Annotated in this window: 21 protein-coding genes and 1 riboswitch; of the genes, 16 read left to right on the forward strand and 5 right to left on the reverse strand. The window is 42.2% G+C overall.

What is annotated here, in order from left to right:
- Window positions 1-10 precede the first annotated feature (10 nt).
- Window positions 11-1,918: a beta-glucoside-specific PTS transporter subunit IIABC gene (locus ACSSTM_RS12620; RefSeq protein WP_095285609.1), complete on the forward strand. Its 1,908-nt coding sequence runs from the start codon at window positions 11-13 to the stop codon at window positions 1,916-1,918.
- Entirely contained in the window at window positions 1,890-3,308 is a 1,419-nt protein-coding gene (locus tag ACSSTM_RS12625; protein ID WP_437404191.1) for a glycoside hydrolase family 1 protein, read from the forward strand. Before ACSSTM_RS12620 ends, ACSSTM_RS12625 begins: the two co-directional genes overlap by 29 nt.
- Before the next feature lie 53 nt (window positions 3,309-3,361).
- Here ACSSTM_RS12625 and ACSSTM_RS12630 read toward each other — a convergent pair whose 3' ends face one another.
- Complete coding sequence (locus tag ACSSTM_RS12630) at window positions 3,362-4,486, reverse strand: 5-methyltetrahydropteroyltriglutamate--homocysteine S-methyltransferase (RefSeq protein ID WP_034660478.1); 1,125 nt, start codon at window positions 4,484-4,486, stop codon at window positions 3,362-3,364.
- 87 nt (window positions 4,487-4,573) lie between these two features.
- A riboswitch (SAM riboswitch) is annotated at window positions 4,574-4,686 on the reverse strand.
- 211 nt (window positions 4,687-4,897) lie between these two features.
- Here ACSSTM_RS12630 and ACSSTM_RS12635 point away from each other — a divergent pair.
- Window positions 4,898-5,575: a DUF3298 and DUF4163 domain-containing protein gene (locus ACSSTM_RS12635; protein WP_034660476.1), complete on the forward strand. Its 678-nt coding sequence runs from the start codon at window positions 4,898-4,900 to the stop codon at window positions 5,573-5,575.
- An 83-nt stretch (window positions 5,576-5,658) separates the two neighbouring features.
- Here ACSSTM_RS12635 and ACSSTM_RS12640 read toward each other — a convergent pair whose 3' ends face one another.
- Window positions 5,659-5,838, reverse strand: coding sequence for a hypothetical protein (locus ACSSTM_RS12640; protein ID WP_003215411.1), 180 nt, complete (start codon window positions 5,836-5,838; stop codon window positions 5,659-5,661).
- Between the two features lie 287 nt (window positions 5,839-6,125).
- Window positions 6,126-7,358: a peptidase T gene (gene pepT, locus ACSSTM_RS12645; protein WP_034660475.1), complete on the reverse strand. Its 1,233-nt coding sequence runs from the start codon at window positions 7,356-7,358 to the stop codon at window positions 6,126-6,128.
- A gap of 226 nt (window positions 7,359-7,584) precedes the next feature.
- On the opposite strand from pepT, the gene ACSSTM_RS12650 reads away from it, so the two are divergent.
- The 5 genes from ACSSTM_RS12650 (at window position 7,585) to ACSSTM_RS12670 (ending at window position 10,994) form a co-directional block, all read left to right on the forward strand.
- Window positions 7,585-7,908: a WXG100 family type VII secretion target gene (locus tag ACSSTM_RS12650; protein WP_034660474.1), complete on the forward strand. Its 324-nt coding sequence runs from the start codon at window positions 7,585-7,587 to the stop codon at window positions 7,906-7,908.
- A 4-nt stretch (window positions 7,909-7,912) separates the two neighbouring features.
- Complete coding sequence (locus ACSSTM_RS12655; protein ID WP_034660741.1) at window positions 7,913-9,109, forward strand: DUF6861 domain-containing protein; 1,197 nt, start codon at window positions 7,913-7,915, stop codon at window positions 9,107-9,109.
- Window positions 9,110-9,121: 12 nt separating this feature from the next.
- Window positions 9,122-9,880 carry a hypothetical protein gene (locus ACSSTM_RS12660; RefSeq protein WP_034660473.1) on the forward strand — a complete coding sequence of 253 codons (759 nt, stop codon included), beginning with the start codon at window positions 9,122-9,124 and terminating at the stop codon, window positions 9,878-9,880.
- 21 nt (window positions 9,881-9,901) lie between these two features.
- The gene (locus tag ACSSTM_RS12665) at window positions 9,902-10,429 is read left to right on the forward strand and encodes a YfjD family protein (protein WP_034660472.1); all 528 of its coding nucleotides are present in this window, start codon (window positions 9,902-9,904) and stop codon (window positions 10,427-10,429) included.
- A gap of 97 nt (window positions 10,430-10,526) precedes the next feature.
- Window positions 10,527-10,994 carry a helix-turn-helix domain-containing protein gene (locus tag ACSSTM_RS12670; protein WP_034660471.1) on the forward strand — a complete coding sequence of 156 codons (468 nt, stop codon included), beginning with the start codon at window positions 10,527-10,529 and terminating at the stop codon, window positions 10,992-10,994.
- Window positions 10,995-11,055: 61 nt separating this feature from the next.
- Here the strand turns inward: ACSSTM_RS12670 and ACSSTM_RS12675 are convergent, their stop codons facing one another.
- Window positions 11,056-11,403 carry a helix-turn-helix domain-containing protein gene (locus tag ACSSTM_RS12675; protein ID WP_003214932.1) on the reverse strand — a complete coding sequence of 116 codons (348 nt, stop codon included), beginning with the start codon at window positions 11,401-11,403 and terminating at the stop codon, window positions 11,056-11,058.
- Window positions 11,404-11,610: 207 nt separating this feature from the next.
- Between ACSSTM_RS12675 and ACSSTM_RS12680 the strand changes: the two genes are divergently transcribed.
- The 6 genes from ACSSTM_RS12680 (at window position 11,611) to ACSSTM_RS12705 (ending at window position 17,338) form a co-directional block, all read left to right on the forward strand.
- The gene (locus ACSSTM_RS12680; protein ID WP_003215391.1) at window positions 11,611-12,600 is read left to right on the forward strand and encodes an asparaginase; all 990 of its coding nucleotides are present in this window, start codon (window positions 11,611-11,613) and stop codon (window positions 12,598-12,600) included.
- Window positions 12,601-12,628: 28 nt separating this feature from the next.
- A complete protein-coding gene (gene aspA, locus ACSSTM_RS12685; RefSeq protein ID WP_034660470.1) occupies window positions 12,629-14,050 on the forward strand; it encodes an aspartate ammonia-lyase in 1,422 nt (473 codons plus the stop codon).
- Window positions 14,051-14,193: 143 nt separating this feature from the next.
- Window positions 14,194-15,600, forward strand: coding sequence for a Na+/H+ antiporter NhaC (gene nhaC / locus ACSSTM_RS12690; protein WP_095285615.1), 1,407 nt, complete (start codon window positions 14,194-14,196; stop codon window positions 15,598-15,600).
- Window positions 15,601-15,897: 297 nt separating this feature from the next.
- A complete protein-coding gene (locus ACSSTM_RS12695) occupies window positions 15,898-16,323 on the forward strand; it encodes a YwqH-like family protein (protein WP_437404192.1) in 426 nt (141 codons plus the stop codon).
- Window positions 16,324-16,361: 38 nt separating this feature from the next.
- A complete protein-coding gene (locus ACSSTM_RS12700) occupies window positions 16,362-16,625 on the forward strand; it encodes a YwqI/YxiC family protein (RefSeq protein ID WP_106036383.1) in 264 nt (87 codons plus the stop codon).
- Between the two features lie 287 nt (window positions 16,626-16,912).
- Complete coding sequence (locus ACSSTM_RS12705) at window positions 16,913-17,338, forward strand: YwqH-like family protein (protein ID WP_034660466.1); 426 nt, start codon at window positions 16,913-16,915, stop codon at window positions 17,336-17,338.
- A gap of 48 nt (window positions 17,339-17,386) precedes the next feature.
- Here the strand turns inward: ACSSTM_RS12705 and ACSSTM_RS12710 are convergent, their stop codons facing one another.
- Window positions 17,387-17,599 (reverse strand): hypothetical protein, encoded by a 213-nt coding sequence (locus ACSSTM_RS12710; RefSeq protein ID WP_223250412.1) that lies wholly within the window; start codon window positions 17,597-17,599, stop codon window positions 17,387-17,389.
- Between the two features lie 136 nt (window positions 17,600-17,735).
- Here ACSSTM_RS12710 and ACSSTM_RS12715 point away from each other — a divergent pair, with 136 nt between their 5' ends.
- Together ACSSTM_RS12715 and ACSSTM_RS12720 are read left to right on the forward strand one after the other, a co-directional pair.
- Window positions 17,736-19,694 (forward strand): BglG family transcription antiterminator, encoded by a 1,959-nt coding sequence (locus tag ACSSTM_RS12715; RefSeq protein WP_437404193.1) that lies wholly within the window; start codon window positions 17,736-17,738, stop codon window positions 19,692-19,694.
- 89 nt (window positions 19,695-19,783) lie between these two features.
- Window positions 19,784-21,094 (forward strand): PTS sugar transporter subunit IIC, encoded by a 1,311-nt coding sequence (locus ACSSTM_RS12720; protein ID WP_034660464.1) that lies wholly within the window; start codon window positions 19,784-19,786, stop codon window positions 21,092-21,094.
- Window positions 21,095-21,098 lie beyond the last annotated feature (4 nt).

Below are 21,098 nucleotides of genomic sequence, written 5' to 3' on the forward strand. Positions count from 1 at the left end.
GGGTAATACAATGAACCACAAACAAACAGCAAAAGAAGTTCTAGAGCTTGTCGGCGGTGAAAAGAACGTCAAGCACGTCACGCATTGTATGACAAGACTTCGCTTCAACTTATACGATGAAGGCAAAGCGGATAAAGAGAAGCTGCAATCAACAGACGGCGTCATGGGTGTGAATCAAAGCGGAGGCCAATATCATGTCATTATTGGCAATGATGTTTCAAATGTCTATCAAGCGATGATTGCTGACTCAGGACTGTCAACAGATGTAAAGTCAGGCGGTACAGAAGAAGCATCAAAACAAAATGTGATATCAAAGCTTTTCGATTTTATCTCTGGTGTCTTCACGCCGATTCTTCCAGCCATCGCTGGAGCCGGTATGATCAAAGGAATATTGGCACTCATGCTTACGTTCCAGTGGATATCAGATAAAAGCAGTACGTATGCAATTTTAACAGCCATCGGAGACGGAGCCTTTTACTTCTTACCGATTCTACTAGCTGTAAGCGTAGCCAAAAAACTTGGCACAAATCAGTATATTGCCGCTGCCATTGCAGCAGCAGCACTGCACCCGCAGTTAACTGCTTTACTGGGCGCGGGAAATACAGAATTTCTAGGCTTGCCAGTGGTTTCTGTTGTGTACTCTTCATCGGTGATTCCAATTCTACTTACCATCTGGCTCGGCTCATATGTTGAAAGATTTGCAGAAAAATATAGTCCGAAATCATTAAAGATCATCCTTGTTCCAACGGTCACACTTCTTGTCGTTGTACCAATTATGCTCATCGCTGTTGGACCGCTTGGTGGGATTATCGGAAATGGTCTTTCAGGTGGAATTGATTTATTGTTTAAACATGCAGGTATTTTGGCCGGACTCTTGATCGGCGGCTTCATGTCACCATTGATCATTACGGGTATGCACTATGCACTACTTCCAATCATGATCAACAACATTACGTTAAACGGTTTTGACTACATTCTCCCAATGATGTTTGTAGCGAATATGGCCCAAGCAGGCGCAGCATTCGGTGTCTTCTTAAGATCAAAAAACAAAACATTCAAATCATTAGCGATGTCTACAAGTATCACAGCATTAATGGGTATTACTGAACCTGCTATGTATGGTGTGAACATGCGATTGAAAAAACCGTTCTTTGCAGCCCTCATTGGTGCAGCAGCAGGCGGCGTGTTCATGTCGATCTTTAAAGTAAAATCATATGTTGTGTCGGGATCAGCAGGTATTCCAGGAATCCCAACATTCGTTGGCCCAACATTTGTCTACTCAATCATCGGTTTAGTGATCGGCTTTGTCGTAGCAACCATCATGACACTTGTTCTAGGGTTCAAAGATGTACCAGTGAAAGATGATACAAAGGCAGACAAACCAGAAGAAAAGAAAGATACAGCAGCACTTCAAAATGAAGTGGTACAAAGCCCGCTTGAAGGTCAACTAAAGCCGCTAAATCAAGTGAATGATGCAACATTCTCTAATGAAATCATGGGTAAAGGTGCAGCCATTGTCCCAACAGTTGGACGTGTTGTAGCACCGTTCAACGGTAAGGTTGAAACCATTTTTCAAACGAAACATGCCATTGGCTTAAAGAGTGACCAAGGCACAGAGCTTCTCATCCATGTTGGAATTGATACAGTGAAGCTTGGCGGAAAGCATTTCACAAGTCATGTGCAGTCAGGTGATCTTGTTCAAGCAGGAGATGTGCTCGTTGAATTTGATATCGAGGGCATTCAGCAAGAAGGCTATGATGTCACGACACCAATTATCGTCACCAATACAAATGATTTCGCACAGGTTGATGCGAAAACAGATGGCACGATTACAGTGAAAGAGACACTGCTCACAGTCAGTGTAGAAGAAAATGAGGAGGGCATTCAACATGAACAAGTTAGAAAAAACATTTCCTAAAGGTTTCTTATGGGGCGGCGCTGTTGCAGGCAACCAAATTGAAGGTGCTTATAATAAAGATGGAAAAGGCTTATCGACAGCTGATGTATCACCGCATGGTATTATGCATCCATTTGATGAATCAATGAAAGATCTTAATTTATATCATGATGCAATCGACTTCTATCATCGCTATAAAGAAGATATTGCACTCTTTGCAGAAATGGGATTCAAGTGCTTCAGACTATCCATTTCTTGGCCGCGTATTTTCCCAAATGGCGACGATGCTGAACCAAATGAAGCAGGCCTTGCTTTTTATGACAGAGTATTTGATGAACTGCATAAACATGGAATTGAACCAGTTGTCACGATTTCTCATTATGAAATGCCGCTTGCACTTGTGAAAAACTACGGCGGTTGGAGAAACCGTAAGCTTGTCGATCTTTATGAAACATATGCGAAAACGTTGTTTACTCGCTATAAAGACAAAGTGAAATATTGGATGACCTTTAATGAAATCAACGTCGTGTTACATGCGCCTTTCACTGGCGGCGGACTTGTATTTGAAGAGGGTGATGACGAGAAAAGCATTCAATATCAAGCAGCGCATCACCAATTTGTTGCAAGTGCTTTAGCTGTCAAAGCAGGACACGAAATCATTCCTGATGCGAAAATCGGCTGTATGATTGCAGCGATGACGACTTATCCGTACAGCTCAAGACCAGAAGATATGTTTGCTGCAATGGATCAGGATCGTAAAACATTGTTCTTCTCAGATGTACAGGCAAGAGGCTACTACCCAGGTTACATGAAACGATACTTCCGCGAAAATGGAATTCATATTGAGATCCAAGATGGTGATGAAGACATCCTAAGAAACCATACAGTGGACTATATTGGCTTCAGCTATTACATGAGCTTTGTGACAAGTACAGATCCAGAGATTCTTGGACAAGTGATTGGTGGTAACCTATTTGAAGGCGTGAAAAACCCTTATCTAGAAGCAAGTGATTGGGGCTGGCAAATTGATCCAAAAGGACTTCGTACAACACTAAACCAGCTATATGACCGTTACCAAAAACCATTGTTTATCGTAGAAAATGGACTGGGAGCTGTCGATCAAGTAGAAGAAGACGGGTCCATTCAAGACGATTACCGAATTGATTACCTCAGAAGCCATTTGCTAGAGGCGAAAGAAGCCATCGCAGACGGAGTAGACCTGATTGGTTATACAAGCTGGGGCCCAATTGACCTTGTCAGCGCATCAACAGCTGAAATGAAAAAACGCTACGGCTTCATTTATGTCGACCGTGATAATGAAGGAAACGGTACATTAGATAGAAAGAAAAAGAAAAGCTTTGATTGGTATAAACAAGTGATTGCTACGAATGGTGAGCATTTATATGCTTAAAAGAAAAAGACAAACCGCTCAATCTACGGTTTGTCTTTTTTTCGTCAAAGAGACTACGAAGTCCACACTTGATCCGCAATCTCAATTACATGACGAAGCTTTTCCCATTGCTGCTCTTCTGTTAACAGATTGCCTTCCTCCGTTGAGGCGAACCCGCATTGTGGACTCAAACAAATTTGATTAATGTCCACGTATTGAGCCGCTTCCTCGATCCGCTTTTTAATCTGTTCAACAGGCTCAAGCTCACCGTATTTTGAAGTGACAAGGCCTAGTACGATTTGTAGGTTAGGGTTCTTCACATAGCGAAGGGGTTCAAAACCGCCAGAACGATCGTCGTCGAACTCTAAAAAGAGACCATCCAGATCTAAGCCGGCAAAAATCGTTTCTGCCGCTGCTTCATAACCGCCTTCAGCTGCCCACGTCGATTTAAAGTTACCACGGCAAATGTGCATGGTGATCACCAAATCCTCTGGACGATCGGCAACCGCTTCATTAATTGTTTTCGCAAATGACTCACGAAGTTCATCTTCTTCTCGGCCAAAGGCTTTGATTTGTTCATGACCTTTTTCAGAAAAGAACACGGCCCATGCGGTATCATCGAGCTGTAGATAACGGCAGCCTGCATCATAAAAAGCACGGATGGCTTTCTTATACGCCTGTGCCACATCATGGTGGAATGCCTCTAGGCTGTCGTATACTCCTTCTTCAAGCTTTCCACGGAAAAAGAGCATATTCGGACTTGGAATCGTCATTTTAGCTGTATGATCACCAGCGATGCTGTGAAGGAATCGATAATCCTCCAGCATTGGATGATCTGTAAAATCAATCTTGCCTGTTACCTTGATGCCACGCGCTTTTGTCGTCGTATTGTGGAATTGAATACCTTGATCCGCTTCAAATCCTTCGACTCCATCTAATCCCTCAAGAAAGTCAAAATGCCACCATGCACGTCTGAATTCTCCATCTGTGACAACCTCTAATCCAATTTCTTTTTGCTTCTCCACAATGCGTGTAATTTCTTCATTTTCAATTTGTCGGAGCTGCTCTGCTGTCAGTGTGCCGTCTGCTTTTTGCTTGCGTGCTTCCTTGATACGTTCTGAACGAAGTAAGCTGCCTACTTGATCTGCGCGAAATGGCGGTTTCGTTGTTTTCTTTCCAATGGTTTGTACTTGTGTCATGCTGAATCCCTTCTTTCTACAGGTTAAAAATCAAATAAAAAAGCTCTTCCTTGGATAAGGAAGAGCATCATATACTGAGAGAACTCTGCCTTATCTTCAAACAAGCATCTGCTTGCCTAAGGAATTAGCACCATTCTGTTCCTAGGAACAGCGGTTGCCGGGTTTCACAGGGCCAGTCCCTCCACCACTCTTAATAAGGTTACCTTTTGATTCAATTTTCTTAATATACACAATTATTCAACCTTTTCGAGAAAAAGTCAATGGTTTTTACTGTTTAATTTTCTACATAAACAAATAACGGTAAACAAACCCGATGTGGAAAAATGAAGAATAATATGGAAATAGCGCTTCTTTTGGTTCTTTTGTCATGGTATACTCAATTGGTAATAGACAAAAATGGGGGTTTTTACTATGACGATGAAAAAAGGCCTAACGATCAGTCTGCTCATTTTTTCGCTGATTGTTTCGTTGTTTGCGCCAGTTGGATCGGCGGATGCCAAACAAGCAAAAAAAGCAAAAGTAAGCACACACTATTATAAAAAGAAAAAAACGTTCAAATATGCACAGGTGAAAAACCTAAGCAAGGCGCATATGAAAACCATCAATCGTGATTTGAAAGAAGATATTTCCTTCTCCTATTCTACGTACTTGTTCTTAAAGGAGGAAGCGAAAAAGGAAGGCTTTGGGAAGATCACGTACGAAAGATCGTTTAAAACGAAATTTAACAATGGGAAGAAGCTCAGTATCTTAAACTATGACTACATGAATGATGGTGGAATGCATGGGGATACGATGGTTTCCAGCATGAACTATGTGTTAACAAAGAAAAAGACAAAGCAGCTGTTCTTGACAGACGTTGTGAAAACAAAGAAAAAACGTACGAAAGTAAGAGATTATATTTATAACTACACAAAGAAACATAAAAGCAAATTCTATGCGAACCTGAAAAAAAGTGACATTGAAATCAACTACAACACGCAGTATTACTTCACGAAAAAGGGAATTGCTGTTGTCTTCCAGCCATATGAAATTTCACCTTATTATGTAGGAATTCCTATGATTCAAGTTCCTGCGAAGGTATATAAATAAAAAGAAAAACGGCCAATGAATCTGGTCGTTTTTTGTTATTTACTCAAACAAAAAGAGCCCCTCATGAGGCTCTCTCTTTAGATTTATACTTGTTTAGGTGCATCATTTAGTGGATGACGGCGTTTTCCGTTGTAGTGGCGGCGCATACGAAAGATTTCAAACTCCGAAAGCTCTGCGCTTTTTCGTTTTGGTGTGCGGTTATCTTTTTTGAAAGAGAATAGTAAGTAGCAGCAAAGTGAAGCGATAATCAATAAAATCATCATATGACATTCCTCCAATTCATCCTATTCTTTAGTGTAGACAGGGTGAGTGATGTTTATAACTGAAAATAAGCAGCAGAATCGGTTTAGTTCTTAAGGTTTAGTCGATCTGCTAATTTAGGTCTAAAATACTGGTTGTTTTTAACTATTATATTTCCAGTTATTGCACTCGTCAAGAAGAATTTTTCTGGTGTTGTCTCTATTAGTACGAAAAAGTGTCATAAAAGTTTCAGAAAATTGTAAACTTTTATTAAAAAACCGTTCCCGAACAGGAACGGTTTTAAACATATCTATGCTTTTTCTTCAAATAAACGTGCGATTTCAACGATGACTTCTGTTGCTTTCACCATGTTCTCGACAGAAATAAATTCATATTTACCGTGGAAGTTTTCCCCGCCAGTAAAGATGTTTGGCGTTGGAAGACCTTTATATGAAAGCTGGGAGCCATCTGTACCGCCGCGGATGGGTTCGATCACAGGTGTCACTGAGCGGTTTTCCATTGCTTCATGGGCAATATCCACAATATGTTTCACCGGCTCAATTTTTTCTCTCATATTATAATATTGATCTTGAATGCTGAGATTTATGCTGTTTTCTCCGTAGATTGCTTTTAAGTCATTTGCTATTTTTTCAAATAGTGCTTTGCGATCGTTAAATTTGTCTTTATCAAAATCACGAATAATATATTGCAGCTCTGCTTCTTCGACTTCTCCTACAAACTTCGTGAGATGGAAAAATCCTTCGTAGCCTTCTGTATATTCCGGAGATTCATCAGAAGGAAGCTTGTTGTGGAAGAGCATCCCAATCTTCGCAGCGCTGACCATTTTGTCTTTTGCTGTCCCTGGGTGGACGTTGTTTCCTTTAATTGATACTTTCGCACCTGCTGCGTTGAAGCTTTCATATTGCAGCTCCCCGAGCGGTCCTCCGTCAATTGTATAAGCATAGGAAGCGCCAAAGGCATCAACATCAAATTTGTGCGGCCCTCTGCCAATTTCTTCATCTGGTGTAAAGGCGACGCGAATTTTTCCATGCTTGATTTCTGGATGCTCAATCAAGTAATGCATAGCGGTCATAATTTCTGCGATACCTGCTTTGTTATCTGCACCAAGCAGGGTCGTGCCATCTGTTGTGATCAGCGTATGTCCTTGATATTTTTGTAAATTTGGAAACTGTGCTGGAGATAAAACGATATGTAGATTTTCATTTAAGGTGATGTCGCCGCCTTGATAGTTTTCATGAAGCTGCGGTTTCACATTCTTGCCGGTGAAGTCAGTGGCTGTGTCGATATGAGCCAGGAAGCCAATGGTCGGCACGTCTTTGTCAGTGTTAGACGGGATCGTTCCCATGACATAGCCGTTTTCATCCATTGTCACTTCTTGAATCCCGATGGACTTCATCTCTTCAACTAGCTGTCTCGCTAGGTTCAACTGTCCTTCAGTAGATGGGCAGCTTTCCTTTTCTGCATCTGACTGCGTATCTACCTTCACATAATTTGTGAAACGCTGAATCATTTCCTTTTTCATCTATACGTCACTCCTTTTGTAGAATACGTCCATTTTATCACGTCTTGAATGCGCTTCATAACAAGAAAGGTTTTCTCTGGCAATTAGAGAGTAAAAAGACCTACTTTCATTAGGTGGTGTGTTGAATGGTTCTTTAGGGTGATTTTTTTGGGTGTCTTTTTATTTATAATGAGGACATATAAAATCATCCATTTGTACGTTAAATTGGGAGAAAGGGGTGCGAAAGTTGGATTCTAGTCAAACGCTGGCACTCGCTCAAAAGTTTCAGGAAGCAGCTGATGAGATTCGGCAGTCAAAGCAGCTGCTGGAGAATCGGCTGAAGGCAGTAGGATCAGGCTGGCAGGGAGAAGCAAGGAATAAATTTGATCAAAGCTTTGAGGAAACAACGTCACGCTATGATCAATTTGAAAAGGACTTGCTTGAAACAAGTCAGGAACTGCGCGACGCAGCGGTCAAAATCGAGGAACGGAAAGCTGAAATTGCCAGAATGGAAGAGCTTGAGCGAAAGAGAAGAGAAGAACGGAGAGAAAGAAATCGAGAAGGGAGATGATGTGATGGCACGTGACATTGTGGTTGATCCAGATCAGCTGACAGGACTGGCGAATGATGTTGTAGGCGAACTGTCTGTCATTGAAACGAAGCACCGCGATTTACATAGTGAACTGGATGGTCTCATTTTAGGCTGTGATCCTCGGTATAGAAGCTGTTTTTCAGGTGTCGGGGATGCATGGGGAGCAGGACAAGCATTGATCAGTAAATTGAGCAGTGATGATATTGCGATTCGTCATGCAAAAGATAAAATGGTCGAAGCAGACGATATTTTACGGAAAATGTACAGCATCTATGATCAATATGGTACACTCACGAGCTTAGCTGGAATTGTGATGATGCAGGCGAAATACTATGGGCTTGGGATGACGACCTTCATTAAAGACAATGGCCGGTATGCAGCGCAGCATTCAAAGCTGCTGCTTGATCTGACCAGCCGGGTAGAAGGAACGAGATTTGACCGGCTAGCAAGGATTTGGCTGAGTAAAAAAGAATTATTAAAACGATCAAACTGGTCGATGGCTGACTTGGTCCATAAGAAATTCACAAAATTTTATCCTGACGATACGGTTGCCTTTACGAATAGCGTTCGTGATTTTACAAAAGGAAGTATCAATTGGAAGGACACGGCTGCTATCAAGTCTGTTCTGAAAAATGGATCAAGATTCGCGAAAGGAAATGCCATCATTGCAACGGTTGTCACTGGTGCAACGGAAACGGTCGGCTGTGGATTGAAAATTGCCGAGAACTATGCAGAATTCGGTGATCAGCCAGAAGTCCTTAAGCGTGAAAATGCGAAGGCTGTTGGAAATGCAGTGAACAATACGGTCTTTATCGCTGGCGGGTCTGTCGCAGGTGCCGTTGTCGGAGGAGCTCTTGGAAGTTTTGCAGGACCGATTGGAACCGTCGTTGGAGGAGCCATTGGTTCCGCAGTCGGTGGATTTATAGGAGAAAAAGTCGCCAAGCTGACATCAGGCTTTGCTGAACAGGTTGCAGTGAAATTAAAGGACCCTATTCATGCGGTCGTGGATAAAGGGAAACAAGCATTCGAGCTGGCGGGTCAAGGTGTGAAAGCAGTCAATGACACCATTGATCAGGCAAATCAGGTGATACATAAAGGGATAGAAAAAACAAAAGAAACCGCTGATTCGCTCATAAAAGGTGCTGGCGATTTCTTTAAGGGTGCATTTTCTTTTGGATAAGGAGAGATCAAGTTGGATCAGCTAAGTCTAAGTATTGAGGAACTCATCTTTAGTTTTTACAGTGAAGGCTATTTTGAACAGGGCATGTCCTTAAAGGAAGCCTATTATCCTGATGTAGAGGACGAACGCCTTGGGTTTTTATTTGAAATTGCGTGCCGCTCTTTGCTCGCAAAAGGTGTACTTGAATTTCGAAACAGACAATACCGTTATAAAGGGGAATACCGTCATTTCATCCAGGCGATGAATGATGCATCTCACACCGTCAAAGCGTCTCGATTTGGGGATGTAGATGAAGAAGTCAGTACCTCCTTTCATACGACACAGACGGGCGTATATGCGCACCACACGCTTTATGATCAACAAGTCCATCAGATTCAAAAACTGAAAGACGATCAGCAGGCAGAGGAACAAGTGACTGCCTTTTTCAACATACAGATGAGTGATCACCCTGCACCTGTCATCACCCTGCAAGCAGAGGAATTTGAAATGCTATTAGAGCAAGCAAGTGAGGCGAAGAATGAGTGGCCTTCCTTCCTTCATCGAGCAGAGAACGAAGAACTCGTGCAGGCATTTGTTTCTGATGTAAAGGCGAGAAAAGGAAAGATGGACTCCCTGATGAAGGTCGTCTACGACAAAAACAATACGCCTGATGTGGAGTCCATGTTATTTGTCATTCCAGGTGAGGAACAGTCGTGGCTTGTGTCGGGAATAAAAGAAAATGAATTTCGCATTGAGACGGCTCATAGAGACGGATTACGTTCTATATTCTAATGGAGAAAAGGAGAATGACGCTTGAATCCAAGTGAAGTAATAGAAGTGAGGAGCAGGACCTTTTTAAGGGTATGGGCATTCTTAGCAACAGGCGGCTTCGGTATCATCGGTATTTGGTTGTTTTCAGAAGCTCTTACATTTGAATCGAATTATACATTGTTTTTATTTTTAGGCGGACTACTAGGCATTGTTTATGGCTGGATCTCTTTCTTGATGATTTTACCGGCTTTTACGAAGAGAGGAAATGTGATTTTTCGCATTCAGCGCGGGAAGAATGGCGCGGTTTTACATCGCGGGCAAGCGATCCCTTTTCAAGACATTCAATCCATCGATATGCGCAGGCATCGGTACAGTGTACGGGGTTTTCTCTTCATGGATGTGTTGATTCGGAAAATAGACGGGAAATTGATCAAGATTCCAGCGTACAGTATTTTAGATGAAGAAGTATTCGAGCAAGCCGTCAAACAAGAGATCTACCCATATTTAAATCAGTCAGCTCAAGAGAACTGGAGACAGCAGCATGGTCAGGTCGAAGAGCAGATCGACTAGGATGTTTTTCCATGATTCCGAAGGATGAGGTGCCACTTTTTCGAAGAAATCGTGTATGATGTCAGTAAAGACTGAACACTCGGAGAGGTGATGAGAGATGGATAAAGAGATGGTAATCGACCTCGTCACAGAACAAATGGCACGGATTCGAAAAGAAAAGAATTATACGCAGGACCGCATGGCTGAGGTACTTGGTCTATCGAAACGGCATTTGCAGCAGGTTGAAAAAAATAGGCTGCGCCTCAACTGGACGCAAACTGCGGCCGTATGTGCATTATTCAGGGATAGTGACATTTTAAAAGGGACACTTGGGGATGATCCGCTTGAGATTCTGGAAGTCGTGGCACATGATGAATTGCATCTATCGGTGGAACGTACGATTGGCGGAAAGGTTTGGTGGCGGACGTCTATCAAAAAAGGCACATTTCGTCTTCAGCAAAATGTGCTTAGTCAGCATTACCGCATCTTAGATGATGAGAATTATCGCTATTATAGTTCGTTTAATAAAGATGAAGCGAAGCGGCGGTTAGAGGAATTAAGTCAGCTGTCTTCTCCTTATTCATAAGCAGCTGATAGGAAAAAGGAAAGAGAGGCACCCGATTGATAGGGGCCTCTCTTTTCTGTGTTTATACTTTTAGAGTGTTTTTCGCCCGAATAAAGGCAACAAGCTGTTTGATTTCTTCATCATTTAGGGGAACGCCGTCGACAAGGATGGTTCCTTCTTTTGCTTCCGTCAGTTCAATTTTGATATCAGAGATTTTGCGTTGTATCTCTGGCTCGTCCGTTCTACCAAGTAAAAAATCAATGGACGTATCATACAAATCAGCCAGCCGCTTCACTGCTTCAAGCGAAGGTCGTCGGTACCCAGATTCGTAACCGGCATAGGTGCTTTTGGCGATACCTAGGCGATCTGCCGTATGCTGGAGAGACCATTTTTTCTTTTTTCTAAGGGTGGTTAAACGATCGAGTATCATTACATGAACGCTCCTTTATATACAACAACAGTATATCATATTTTGACATGGAATGTACGCGTTATGCGTAATAATTTCTTGATTAATTCGCGTTATGTGACTATAATGGCAATGAAGGTACGCGTAAAGCGTATATTATAGAATAGCACAAGCTAGCTTATAATATGTGTGACAAACGAAGTAATTTTATTGAAAGAGGTGGACCTGTTGAAGAAATTATTGCTTTTAACCACTGGTGGGACGATTGCATCTGTAGAGAGTGAAAACGGTTTGGCTCCAGGTGTTAAAGCTGAGGACCTTTTAAGCTATTTAAACGAAATTAATGCAGAGTATACAATGGACACAAAGTCCCTAATGAGTATAGATAGTACAAATATGCAGCCTGAATACTGGGTGGATATTGCAACAGCCATTTATGAAAATTATGATCAATATGACGGTTTTGTTGTCACGCATGGTACAGACACGATGGCCTATACATCAGCAGCTCTTTCTTATATGCTGCAAAATCCGGATAAGCCAATTGTCATTACAGGCTCACAAATCCCGATTACGTTTAAGAAAACAGATGCGAAGAAAAACATCACCGATGCGATTCGCTTTGCATGTGACGGCGTAGGCGGCGTGTATGTTGTCTTTGATGGCAGAGTCATTCAAGGAACACGCGCAATCAAACTAAGAACGAAAAGCTACGATGCATTTGAAAGTATTAACTACCCATATATTGCATCGATTGAAAACCATCAAATTGAATACAATAGCAAAGTAAAAAGATCGTCAATGAAACCGCTTAAATTAGACGCATCCTTAAACACCGACGTTTGTCTCTTGAAATTGCACCCAGGTCTAAAGCCTGAGTTCTTAGATGCAATCAAAGGTGTGTACAAAGGAGTCGTGATCGAAAGCTACGGCAGCGGCGGTATTCCTTTCGAAGGAAGAAACCTTTTAGAGAAAATCAACGAATTGCTCGAAGAAGGCATTTCTGTTGTCATCACAACTCAGTGTCTTGAAGAAGGAGAAGACATGAGCGTGTATGAAGTAGGACGCAAAATCAATCAAGAACTGGTGGCACGTTCACGAAACATGAACACAGAGGCTATCGTGCCGAAACTCATGTGGGCACTAGGTAAAACAACAGACCCAAGAGAAGTGAAAAAGATTATGGAAACGCCAATCGCAGAAGATTTAGTGATTTAACTATTCTATAGAAAGCAGGTCATATCAGATGGTTCAAGCAACTTATCGCTATGAGAAGGATTTTCTTGGTGAAAAAGAAATTCCGGCAGACGTGTATTATGGGGTTCAAACCCTTCGTGCAAAAGAAAATTTTCCAATTACAGGATATCGCATGCATGAGGAACTGATCAGAGCCTTTGCCATCGTGAAAAAAGCAGCAGCTCAAGCCAATATGGAAGTTGGACGTTTATATGAAGGAATTGGCAATGCCATCGTACAAGCCTCTGATGAGGTCATTGAAGGCAAGCTGCATGAGTACTTTATTGTAGACCCAATCCAAGGCGGCGCAGGAACGTCGATGAATATGAATGCCAATGAAGTGATTGGAAACAGAGCATTAGAAATCATGGGACATCAAAAGGGTGAATACATCCATTTAAGCCCAAACACACATGTAAACATGTCACAATCAACGAATGACTCGTTTCCAACAGCGATCCACATTGCTGTATTGAAGCAGTTAGACATTCTGCTTGAGACAATGCAAACGATGCAGGACGTATTCCAAAAGAAAGCGAAAGAATTTGATCATGTGATCAAAATGGGACGTACGCACCTGCAGGATGCTGTTCCAATTCGTTTAGGACAGGAATTTGAGGCATACAGCCGCGTGCTCAGCCGTGACATTAAACGGATCAACCAATCAAAGCAGCATTTATATGAAGTGAATATGGGTGCAACAGCTGTTGGGACAGGCCTAAACGCAGATCCTCGTTATATTGAAATCGTGGTGAAGAAGCTAGCAGATATTTCTGGTCTTCCGCTTGTAGGCGCAGAGCATCTCGTTGATGCTACGCAAAATACAGATGCTTACACAGAAGTGTCCGCCGCATTAAAAGTATGCATGATGAACATGTCTAAGATTGCCAATGACCTTCGCCTAATGGCTTCTGGTCCGCGTGCAGGTCTTGCTGAAATTGCATTGCCAGCTCGTCAGCCGGGTTCATCCATTATGCCAGGGAAAGTCAATCCAGTCATGGCAGAGCTCATTAACCAAATCGCATTCCAGGTCATTGGGAATGACCACACCATCTGTCTTGCCTCTGAAGCAGGCCAGCTTGAGTTAAATGTGATGGAGCCTGTTTTGGTCTTTAACTTACTTCAATCTATTAGTATAATGAATAACGGATTCCGTTCATTCACAGATCATTGCTTAGTGGACATTGAAGCAAATGAAAAACGTTTGAAAGAATATGTAGAAAAAAGCGCAGGCGTGATCACTGCCGTGAATCCTCATTTAGGCTATGAAGCAGCGGCTAGAATCGCAAGGGAAGCCATTTTGACAGGACAATCGATCAGAGATCTTTGCTTGCAAAATGATGTGTTAACAGAAGAAGAACTTGATATTATTTTGAATCCATATGAGATGACAAAGCCTGGTATTGCGGGTGCAGAGCTCCTAGAGCGATAATAATATCAAAAATTTTATTTTATTAATATGTCGAATTGCCTGTGAAATAGAGAAAAACAGGCAATTCACTTTCTTTCGAATTGACACACTTTTTTCACAATATTTTGAAAACGCTTAACGCGTACACAAAGGGAGGAAACACAATGAAATCACCACGTCTGCCGTCTATGTTAGAAGTCGTGTCTGTACTTGGCTTGTTTTTAGCAATTGTTTTATCTTTTACTCTTTATTTCAAATTGGATATTCAACTAGCATTGTTTATCTCATGGTTTATGGTTATCGCATTAGGTATTCGATTGGGGCACTCCTATAAGGATCTTCAAAATGCGATCACAAAAGGGATATCGAATGGTTTAGAAGCCATTTTAATCTTAATTGCAGTAGGTGCACTTGTTGGTACATGGATTGCAGGTGGGGTTGTACCTACGTTAATCTACTACGGTCTAGAGTTTATTCATCCTAATATCTTCTTATTAGCTACACTTGTCATCTGTGCACTCATGTCCATTGCAACAGGAACCTCTTGGGGGACGGTTGGAACGGCAGGGATTGCGATGATCGCAATTGGTGAAGGGCTAGGTATTCCACTTCCGATCGTGGCAGGTGCCGTCTTATCTGGTGCTTATTTTGGAGATAAATTATCCCCATTATCAGATAGTACAGTGCTCGCTTCCTCTCTTTCAAAAGTGGACGTGCTGGCACATGTTCGAGCGATGATGGTTTTATCCATACCAGCCTTTGTCATTACGGCCATTATGTTTACGGTTACAGGCTTTATGTATGGTGGACGCAACATTGATCAAAATAAGGTAGAATTTTTGAAAAATGCCCTGCATGATACATTTACCATTAACATTTGGATGGTCATCCCAGCAGTAGTGGTTGTATTACTGCTCGTATTTAAGAAACCTTCAATGCCTGTTATTGCCATTGGTGCTCTTTTAGGATCTATTTGGGCGATGGCTTTCCAAGGAATGAATCCGGCAGATGCGATTGGTTCAGCATACAATGGCTTCTCTATTAATTCAGATGTAGATTTCTTAAATACGCTGTTAAATCGTGGTGGCATTGTGAATATGCTTGGATCTTTAGTGGTCATTATTCTCGGGCTTGGGTTTGGTGGCGTGCTTGAATATCTAGGCGTTCTAAAAGTGATTGTCGCTACTTTCGAGAAGAAATTATATAATGCAGGAAATGTAACCCTATCTACACTTGTTGTAGCATTCTTTGCAAATATTTTTGGATGTGCAATGTACGTTTCATTAATTCTTACACCGAAAATTATGGAAAAAAGCTACGATAAATTGAAAATAGACAGACGCGTTCTATCTAGAAACGCTGAGGTCGGTGGAACAATGACGTCTGGTATGGTCCCTTGGTCAGATAACGGGATTTATATGGCGGGAATTCTAGGCGTATCCACATTCTCTTATTTACCATTTATGTGGTTGAGCTTTGTTGCCATTGGTCTTGCTATTATTTATGGATATACAGGGAAATTCATCTGGTACGTTAAGAATCCACAAGAATCAGAAGAATCGGCTTCATAAGCCGTTTACAAAAGCCGCCCCTCAACCGGGCGGCTTTTGTTTGTCCTAGGTCTTTATGGCTATATGTGACATGTAACAAATAATCAGGATTTAAGACCCCCTATAAAAGAGGTCTTAAGGGGTGATGAGAAGCAGAATGAAAGCATATTTATCCCATAAAAGGGGCACAAATACCTATTCAAACGTGAGTCTTTGAACCTTATAATAACAATAATGGAAAAAGTGCTATTCACCTTACGCTCGTTTAGAGGAACTCTAAGCAGCGTTTTTATTTTTTGTCAGGAGGAGGAACCCATAATGAGCTTATCGGATATGCTGTCTGCCCTAAACGGTGGCATTACAAGTAAAAAAGCAGAAATCGAAGAGAAAATCGCTCGACTGAAGAAGGCGAAAAGTAAGGTCGAACGTGAACAAGATGCGGCAGAAACAGATCTGAAGCAAATCAAGCAGCCAAAGCTTGGGACCTCTTGGAATGGTGAGCGAAGCAAGGATTTCAAATCAGAGCGGAATGAAGCACATGATGCGCTGCAAACGATTGTGAACGACAAATACCCACGCTACGTGAGCCACATCGAATTCAAAATCAGTACATTAGAAGCTGAACAGGCTGCGTTATCTTTTGCCAGTTCTTTAGCTGGAGACGCCGCACGTCTTGCTGAAAAAGGAGAAGACGCAGTAGAGGACGCCAAACGCTTGATCTCAAAAGCATGGAGCAGCTTGTAAAGCTGCTTTCATGCTGAACAAATCTGGAGGATATCACGATGGGACAAATTAAGTTAAACTACCAAACAGTTATGAATCAACTAGATGAAGTCTCCCAAGCAGTCGAAGCTTTAATGATGAAAAAAGCAGCAGATAAAGCGGGTGAAAACAGCCTTGAATTTGTGACCAAATGGACGGCACGTGAGGCAGAGGTGAACGAAATGGTCTCAAACTTTAAAGAAGCCTTAATTAAAAATGTCCAGGACACGCGCTCGAATGTGAAAACCTTAAAAGAACAGGACGAAGCGATTGCTGTAAAATAATCAGCACAATCGCTTTTATTTATGGATTACATTTGCATGATAAGAAATATAGTTCAATGGAATCATATAAAATTCAGGATGTACGACCTTGTATTATTCCGTTTTTCTTCCAAACGCGTCACTAAAAGGACACCTTTTCCCTATTTAAGACTGAGGCTTTTCACCTTATACTATACTTAATGAAAGCGAAACGATAGAAATGTCAGGATTGGAAAAATCAAGTGAGTCGATAGCTTCCAAGGCTCTGACGCTGTGCTTTCGTATGAGGTCCGATAGAGGTGGATGACATGAGTTTATCCGAGATGCTACACCATCTGCATATGGGAATTGAAAACAGACGTGCAGAATTTGATGAAATGATCTCTCGGTTAAAGACAGCCAAAAGCAATATTCGAACAGAACAAGATCTTGCGCAGTCTGACATAAAGGAAATTAAGAAGCCTGCTCTAGATTCGTCATGGAAAGGTGAGAGAGGAACCGACTTTCATCGCCACCGAAAAGACGCCTACCATGTAATGCACGACATCGTGAACAATGAGTATGAAAAATATATAACCGAGCTTGATCAAAAAATCTTGCACTTTGAATTAAAAAAAATGGAGCTGGCTGTTGCCAGTAATTTTGCCGGAAGAGCCCAGGACGTGATGGAAAAGGGCGAGGATTTTGCAAAGGATGTTAAACATTTGATTGAACGGGGCTGGAAAGCTCTTTAAAATAAAATATAAAACAGCCGTCTCATAAGCGAGCGGCTGTTTTTTTGTTTAGTCACATCCACCACCGCTATCGCCTGAATCTCCCCCGCAGGAGGCATCAGAAGCGTGATGAGTATATGAATCAGTATAGGTACTTGTCGTTGAACTGTGATGTGAAGAACGCTTAGCAGATGTACGTTTATCCTTTGATGTGAACAGGTGGGCAATGATTGCTCCTAAAGAAGCCAATATGATCATAACAACAAACATAAAAGAACCCATGATGCATCCCTCCTCTTGTTTCATCATCGTACGATTGAGCCATATTGAGGTTCCCGATTTGTAAGAAAAACTGGGCAAAGAGTTCTATTTTCGTTTATGATGATAGGCAAAAGTAAATGCCAAGGGAGGAGAGCCCATGCTATCTTTACGTCAGGAGGAGCTCCTGAAACGCTTGATGCAAGCGGAGCAGGAACTGACAAGTGAAGAAATTGCCCGCATGATTGGCGTCACATCACGAACCATCCGAACAGATATGAAAGCGCTTAAATCTATAATAGATGAACATGGAGCCGCACTACATATCAAACGCGGGGCAGGGTATACATTGACCGTCGAGGATTATGGGGCATTTCGTACATTTTTGAAAAAGTCGCTGAGAGAAAGAAACGAAAAAAAGGAACAGGTCATTCCCAATCAGCCTAAAGACCGTGTGGCGTATCTATTGAAAAGGCTGCTTCTGTCTGAAGACTATATCAAATTAGATGGGTTGGCAGAGGAACTATTTGTGAGTGAATCGACAGTGAAGAATGATTTGAAAGCGGTCAGACATTTGTTTTCATTACATGGACTTTCTGTAGCACATCGCCCTAAATATGGATTGCGGCTGACAGGGGATGAAATGAAATTAAGATATTGTATGGCTGAGCATGTGTTTCAGCAAGAGCATGCGAACTCTGCGCTGTTACCTGAAGAAACGTATCAATTGGTTCAGGACATTGTGCGTTCACGTACAAAAGCAAGCGGACTTCATCTGTCAGAGATCGGTTTAAGTAATTTAGTCACCCACATCGCCATTGCATGCAAACGAATTGAAGAGAAAAAACTAGTCATGATGCCAGAAGCGGAATTGAAAGACATTCAAGTGCAGCCTGTTTTTCAAGTGGCTCAACAAATGGCAGAAGATATTCGGCATGTATTAGCTATTGATTTTCCGTTATCTGAAATGGCGTACATTGCGATTCACTTGATGGGAGCCAAGATGATGGCATATGGAGATGACGGCCATACGCTATTTCACCTTCTAGACGAAGATCACTTTCGCTTCACTCACCAATTACTTGCTTATGTAGAGGAGCACATGTCACTTGATATTCAATTTGATAAGGAGTTGATCGTTGGATTAAGTCTTCATTTGCGTTCCGCTATTCATCGTTTTAAGTACGATATGAACATTCGTAACCCCTATTTACCGGACATTAAAAGGCATTATCCCATTGCATTTGAAGCGGGTGTCTATATGGGGAGATGGCTGAAGGAAAAAGAGGGGGTCGAGATCCATGAGGATGAGATTGGGTATTTGGCGCTCCATATCGGTGCTGCAATCGAGCGGACAAAATCACAGCATGTGAGAAAGAGATGTCTTATTGTGTGTGCAACGGGTGTCGCCAGCAGTCAGCTCCTTCTTCATAAGCTGACGGCGGCTTTTAGCGGAAGGCTGGAGATCGCTGGAACTGCAAGTGTTGGGGATCTTCCTTCGTATGATTTGAGAAGCATTGATTTTATTATTAGTACCATTCCGCTTCAGAACACATTGCCGGTGCCAGTGATTGATGTACATACGATTTTAAGTGACGATGATATTGTACGGCTGAAACGTTTTGTGCAGGATCCACAGGATACAGGGGTTTTGCGGTATGTCAGTCCGGCGCTGGCATTTTATCAGCAAGACCTTCAATCAAGAGAAGAGGTTCTTCAATTTTTTGTGAACGTGCTAAAGGAACAACATCGCATCCCGGACGAGTTTGAACAATTATTGCTGGAAAGAGAGCAAGTGTCCCCGACATCGTTCGGTCATTTGGTCGCGATTCCTCATCCGATGAAGCCGGCAACAGATGACACGTTTTGTGCGATCTGCACGTTGAAAAAACCGGTGCTGTGGGGTGAAGATCGAGTACAAGTCGTTTGTTTGTTGAGTATCCAGAAGACGTATCAAAAAGAATTACAGTCGCTTTATCAATTTCTTGTGCGGCTGACAGAGCGGAAGGAAGTGGTGGAACAACTCATCAAGGCCGCTTCATTTGAGGAACTGACGGCGGCGCTTCAAGTATTGGAGCATCCGAATGAAAAAACGGGACACCCATTTCCGCATCTGTGAGGAAAAAGATTAGATGTTAATGAAAGCGCTTTTAAAATAACATCAAAAAGGAGGATGATCACGAGTTTTTGCAAAGGGGGAGACGGATCATGAGCTTCAAGGAGAAAGCGGCAGACGTCATGGGGAATGTGGCTTATCGCATCACGAATCAGAAGTATATTATGGCGATTAAACAGGCATTTGTCACATTGATGCCAATCATCATTACAGGCGCTTTTGCTGTATTGGTGGCAAATATGATCATGAGCCCGGAAACAGGGCTTGCTCATTTTGAGATATTCAGATTTTTAGCGGAGCTTCAGCCAATTATGAAGGCAATCAATTATGCCACGCTGAACTTTTTAACGATTGGGGCTGTGTTCCTCATCGGGATAGAGCTTGGGAAAATCAACGGGCACAAGTCCCTGTTCCCAGGGCTGATGGCATTGATTTCATTTATATCTGTTATTCCAACGACACTTCTTCTTGAAGTTGATGGATCGATGCGTGAGGTTGTAGATGTACTGGCAAGGCAATTTTCTGATCCAAAAAGCTTATTTTTAGGGATGATCATTGCGATCATATCTGTGGAAATCTTTTGTAAGCTGACCGAGGTGAAATGGCTTCAAATCAAGATGCCAGATTCTGTTCCATCGAATGTTGCGACATCTTTTTCGTCACTTTTTCCTTCGATCATTACGATTACGATCATTAGTTCATTCGGCTTTGCATTTCACCGTTTGACAGGCATTTATTTGCATGAAGCAGTGTATAACGTGGTGCAGCGCCCGCTAGAAAGTGTTGTACAGGGTCTGCCGGGGATTTTAACGTTGATGTTTGTGGCGCAATTTTTCTGGGTGATCGGCATCCATGGCAACCAGATGATCAAACCGATCCGGGAGCCGCTCTTATTAGGGTCGATTGCAGTGAATATGACAGCATTTCAAGAGGGAAAAGAGATTCCGAATATCATCACGATGCCATTTTGGGATGTGTATATGAGTATTGGTGGTTCAGGTGTGACCATTGGGCTTTTGATTGCGATTTTTATTGCTGGAAGAAGGGAAGAGATGCGAAGCATTGCCAAGCTCTCATCTGGGCCGGGCCTCTTCAACATCAATGAACCCGTTATTTTTGGATTACCCGTTATGTTAAACCCTGTGATGGCAATCCCATTTATCGTCACACCGCTTGTGACAGGGACGATTGGTTACATTGCGACAGCTACAGGGTTTGCTGGAAAAGCAGTCGTGATGGTGCCGTGGACGACACCGCCGATTGTGAATGCATGGCTGTCAACCGCTGGCAGCATGGGAGCTGTCATTACACAGCTCATCTGTATTGTAGTAGCAGTCTTCATCTATTTGCCATTTGTTCTCTTGTCTAACCGCAAACCAGAAGCGGCACCAGATTCAGAATAAAAGG

This window comes from Bacillus sp. RK1064, from assembly GCF_051488405.1.
Lineage (GTDB): Bacteria > Bacillota > Bacilli > Bacillales > Bacillaceae > Bacillus.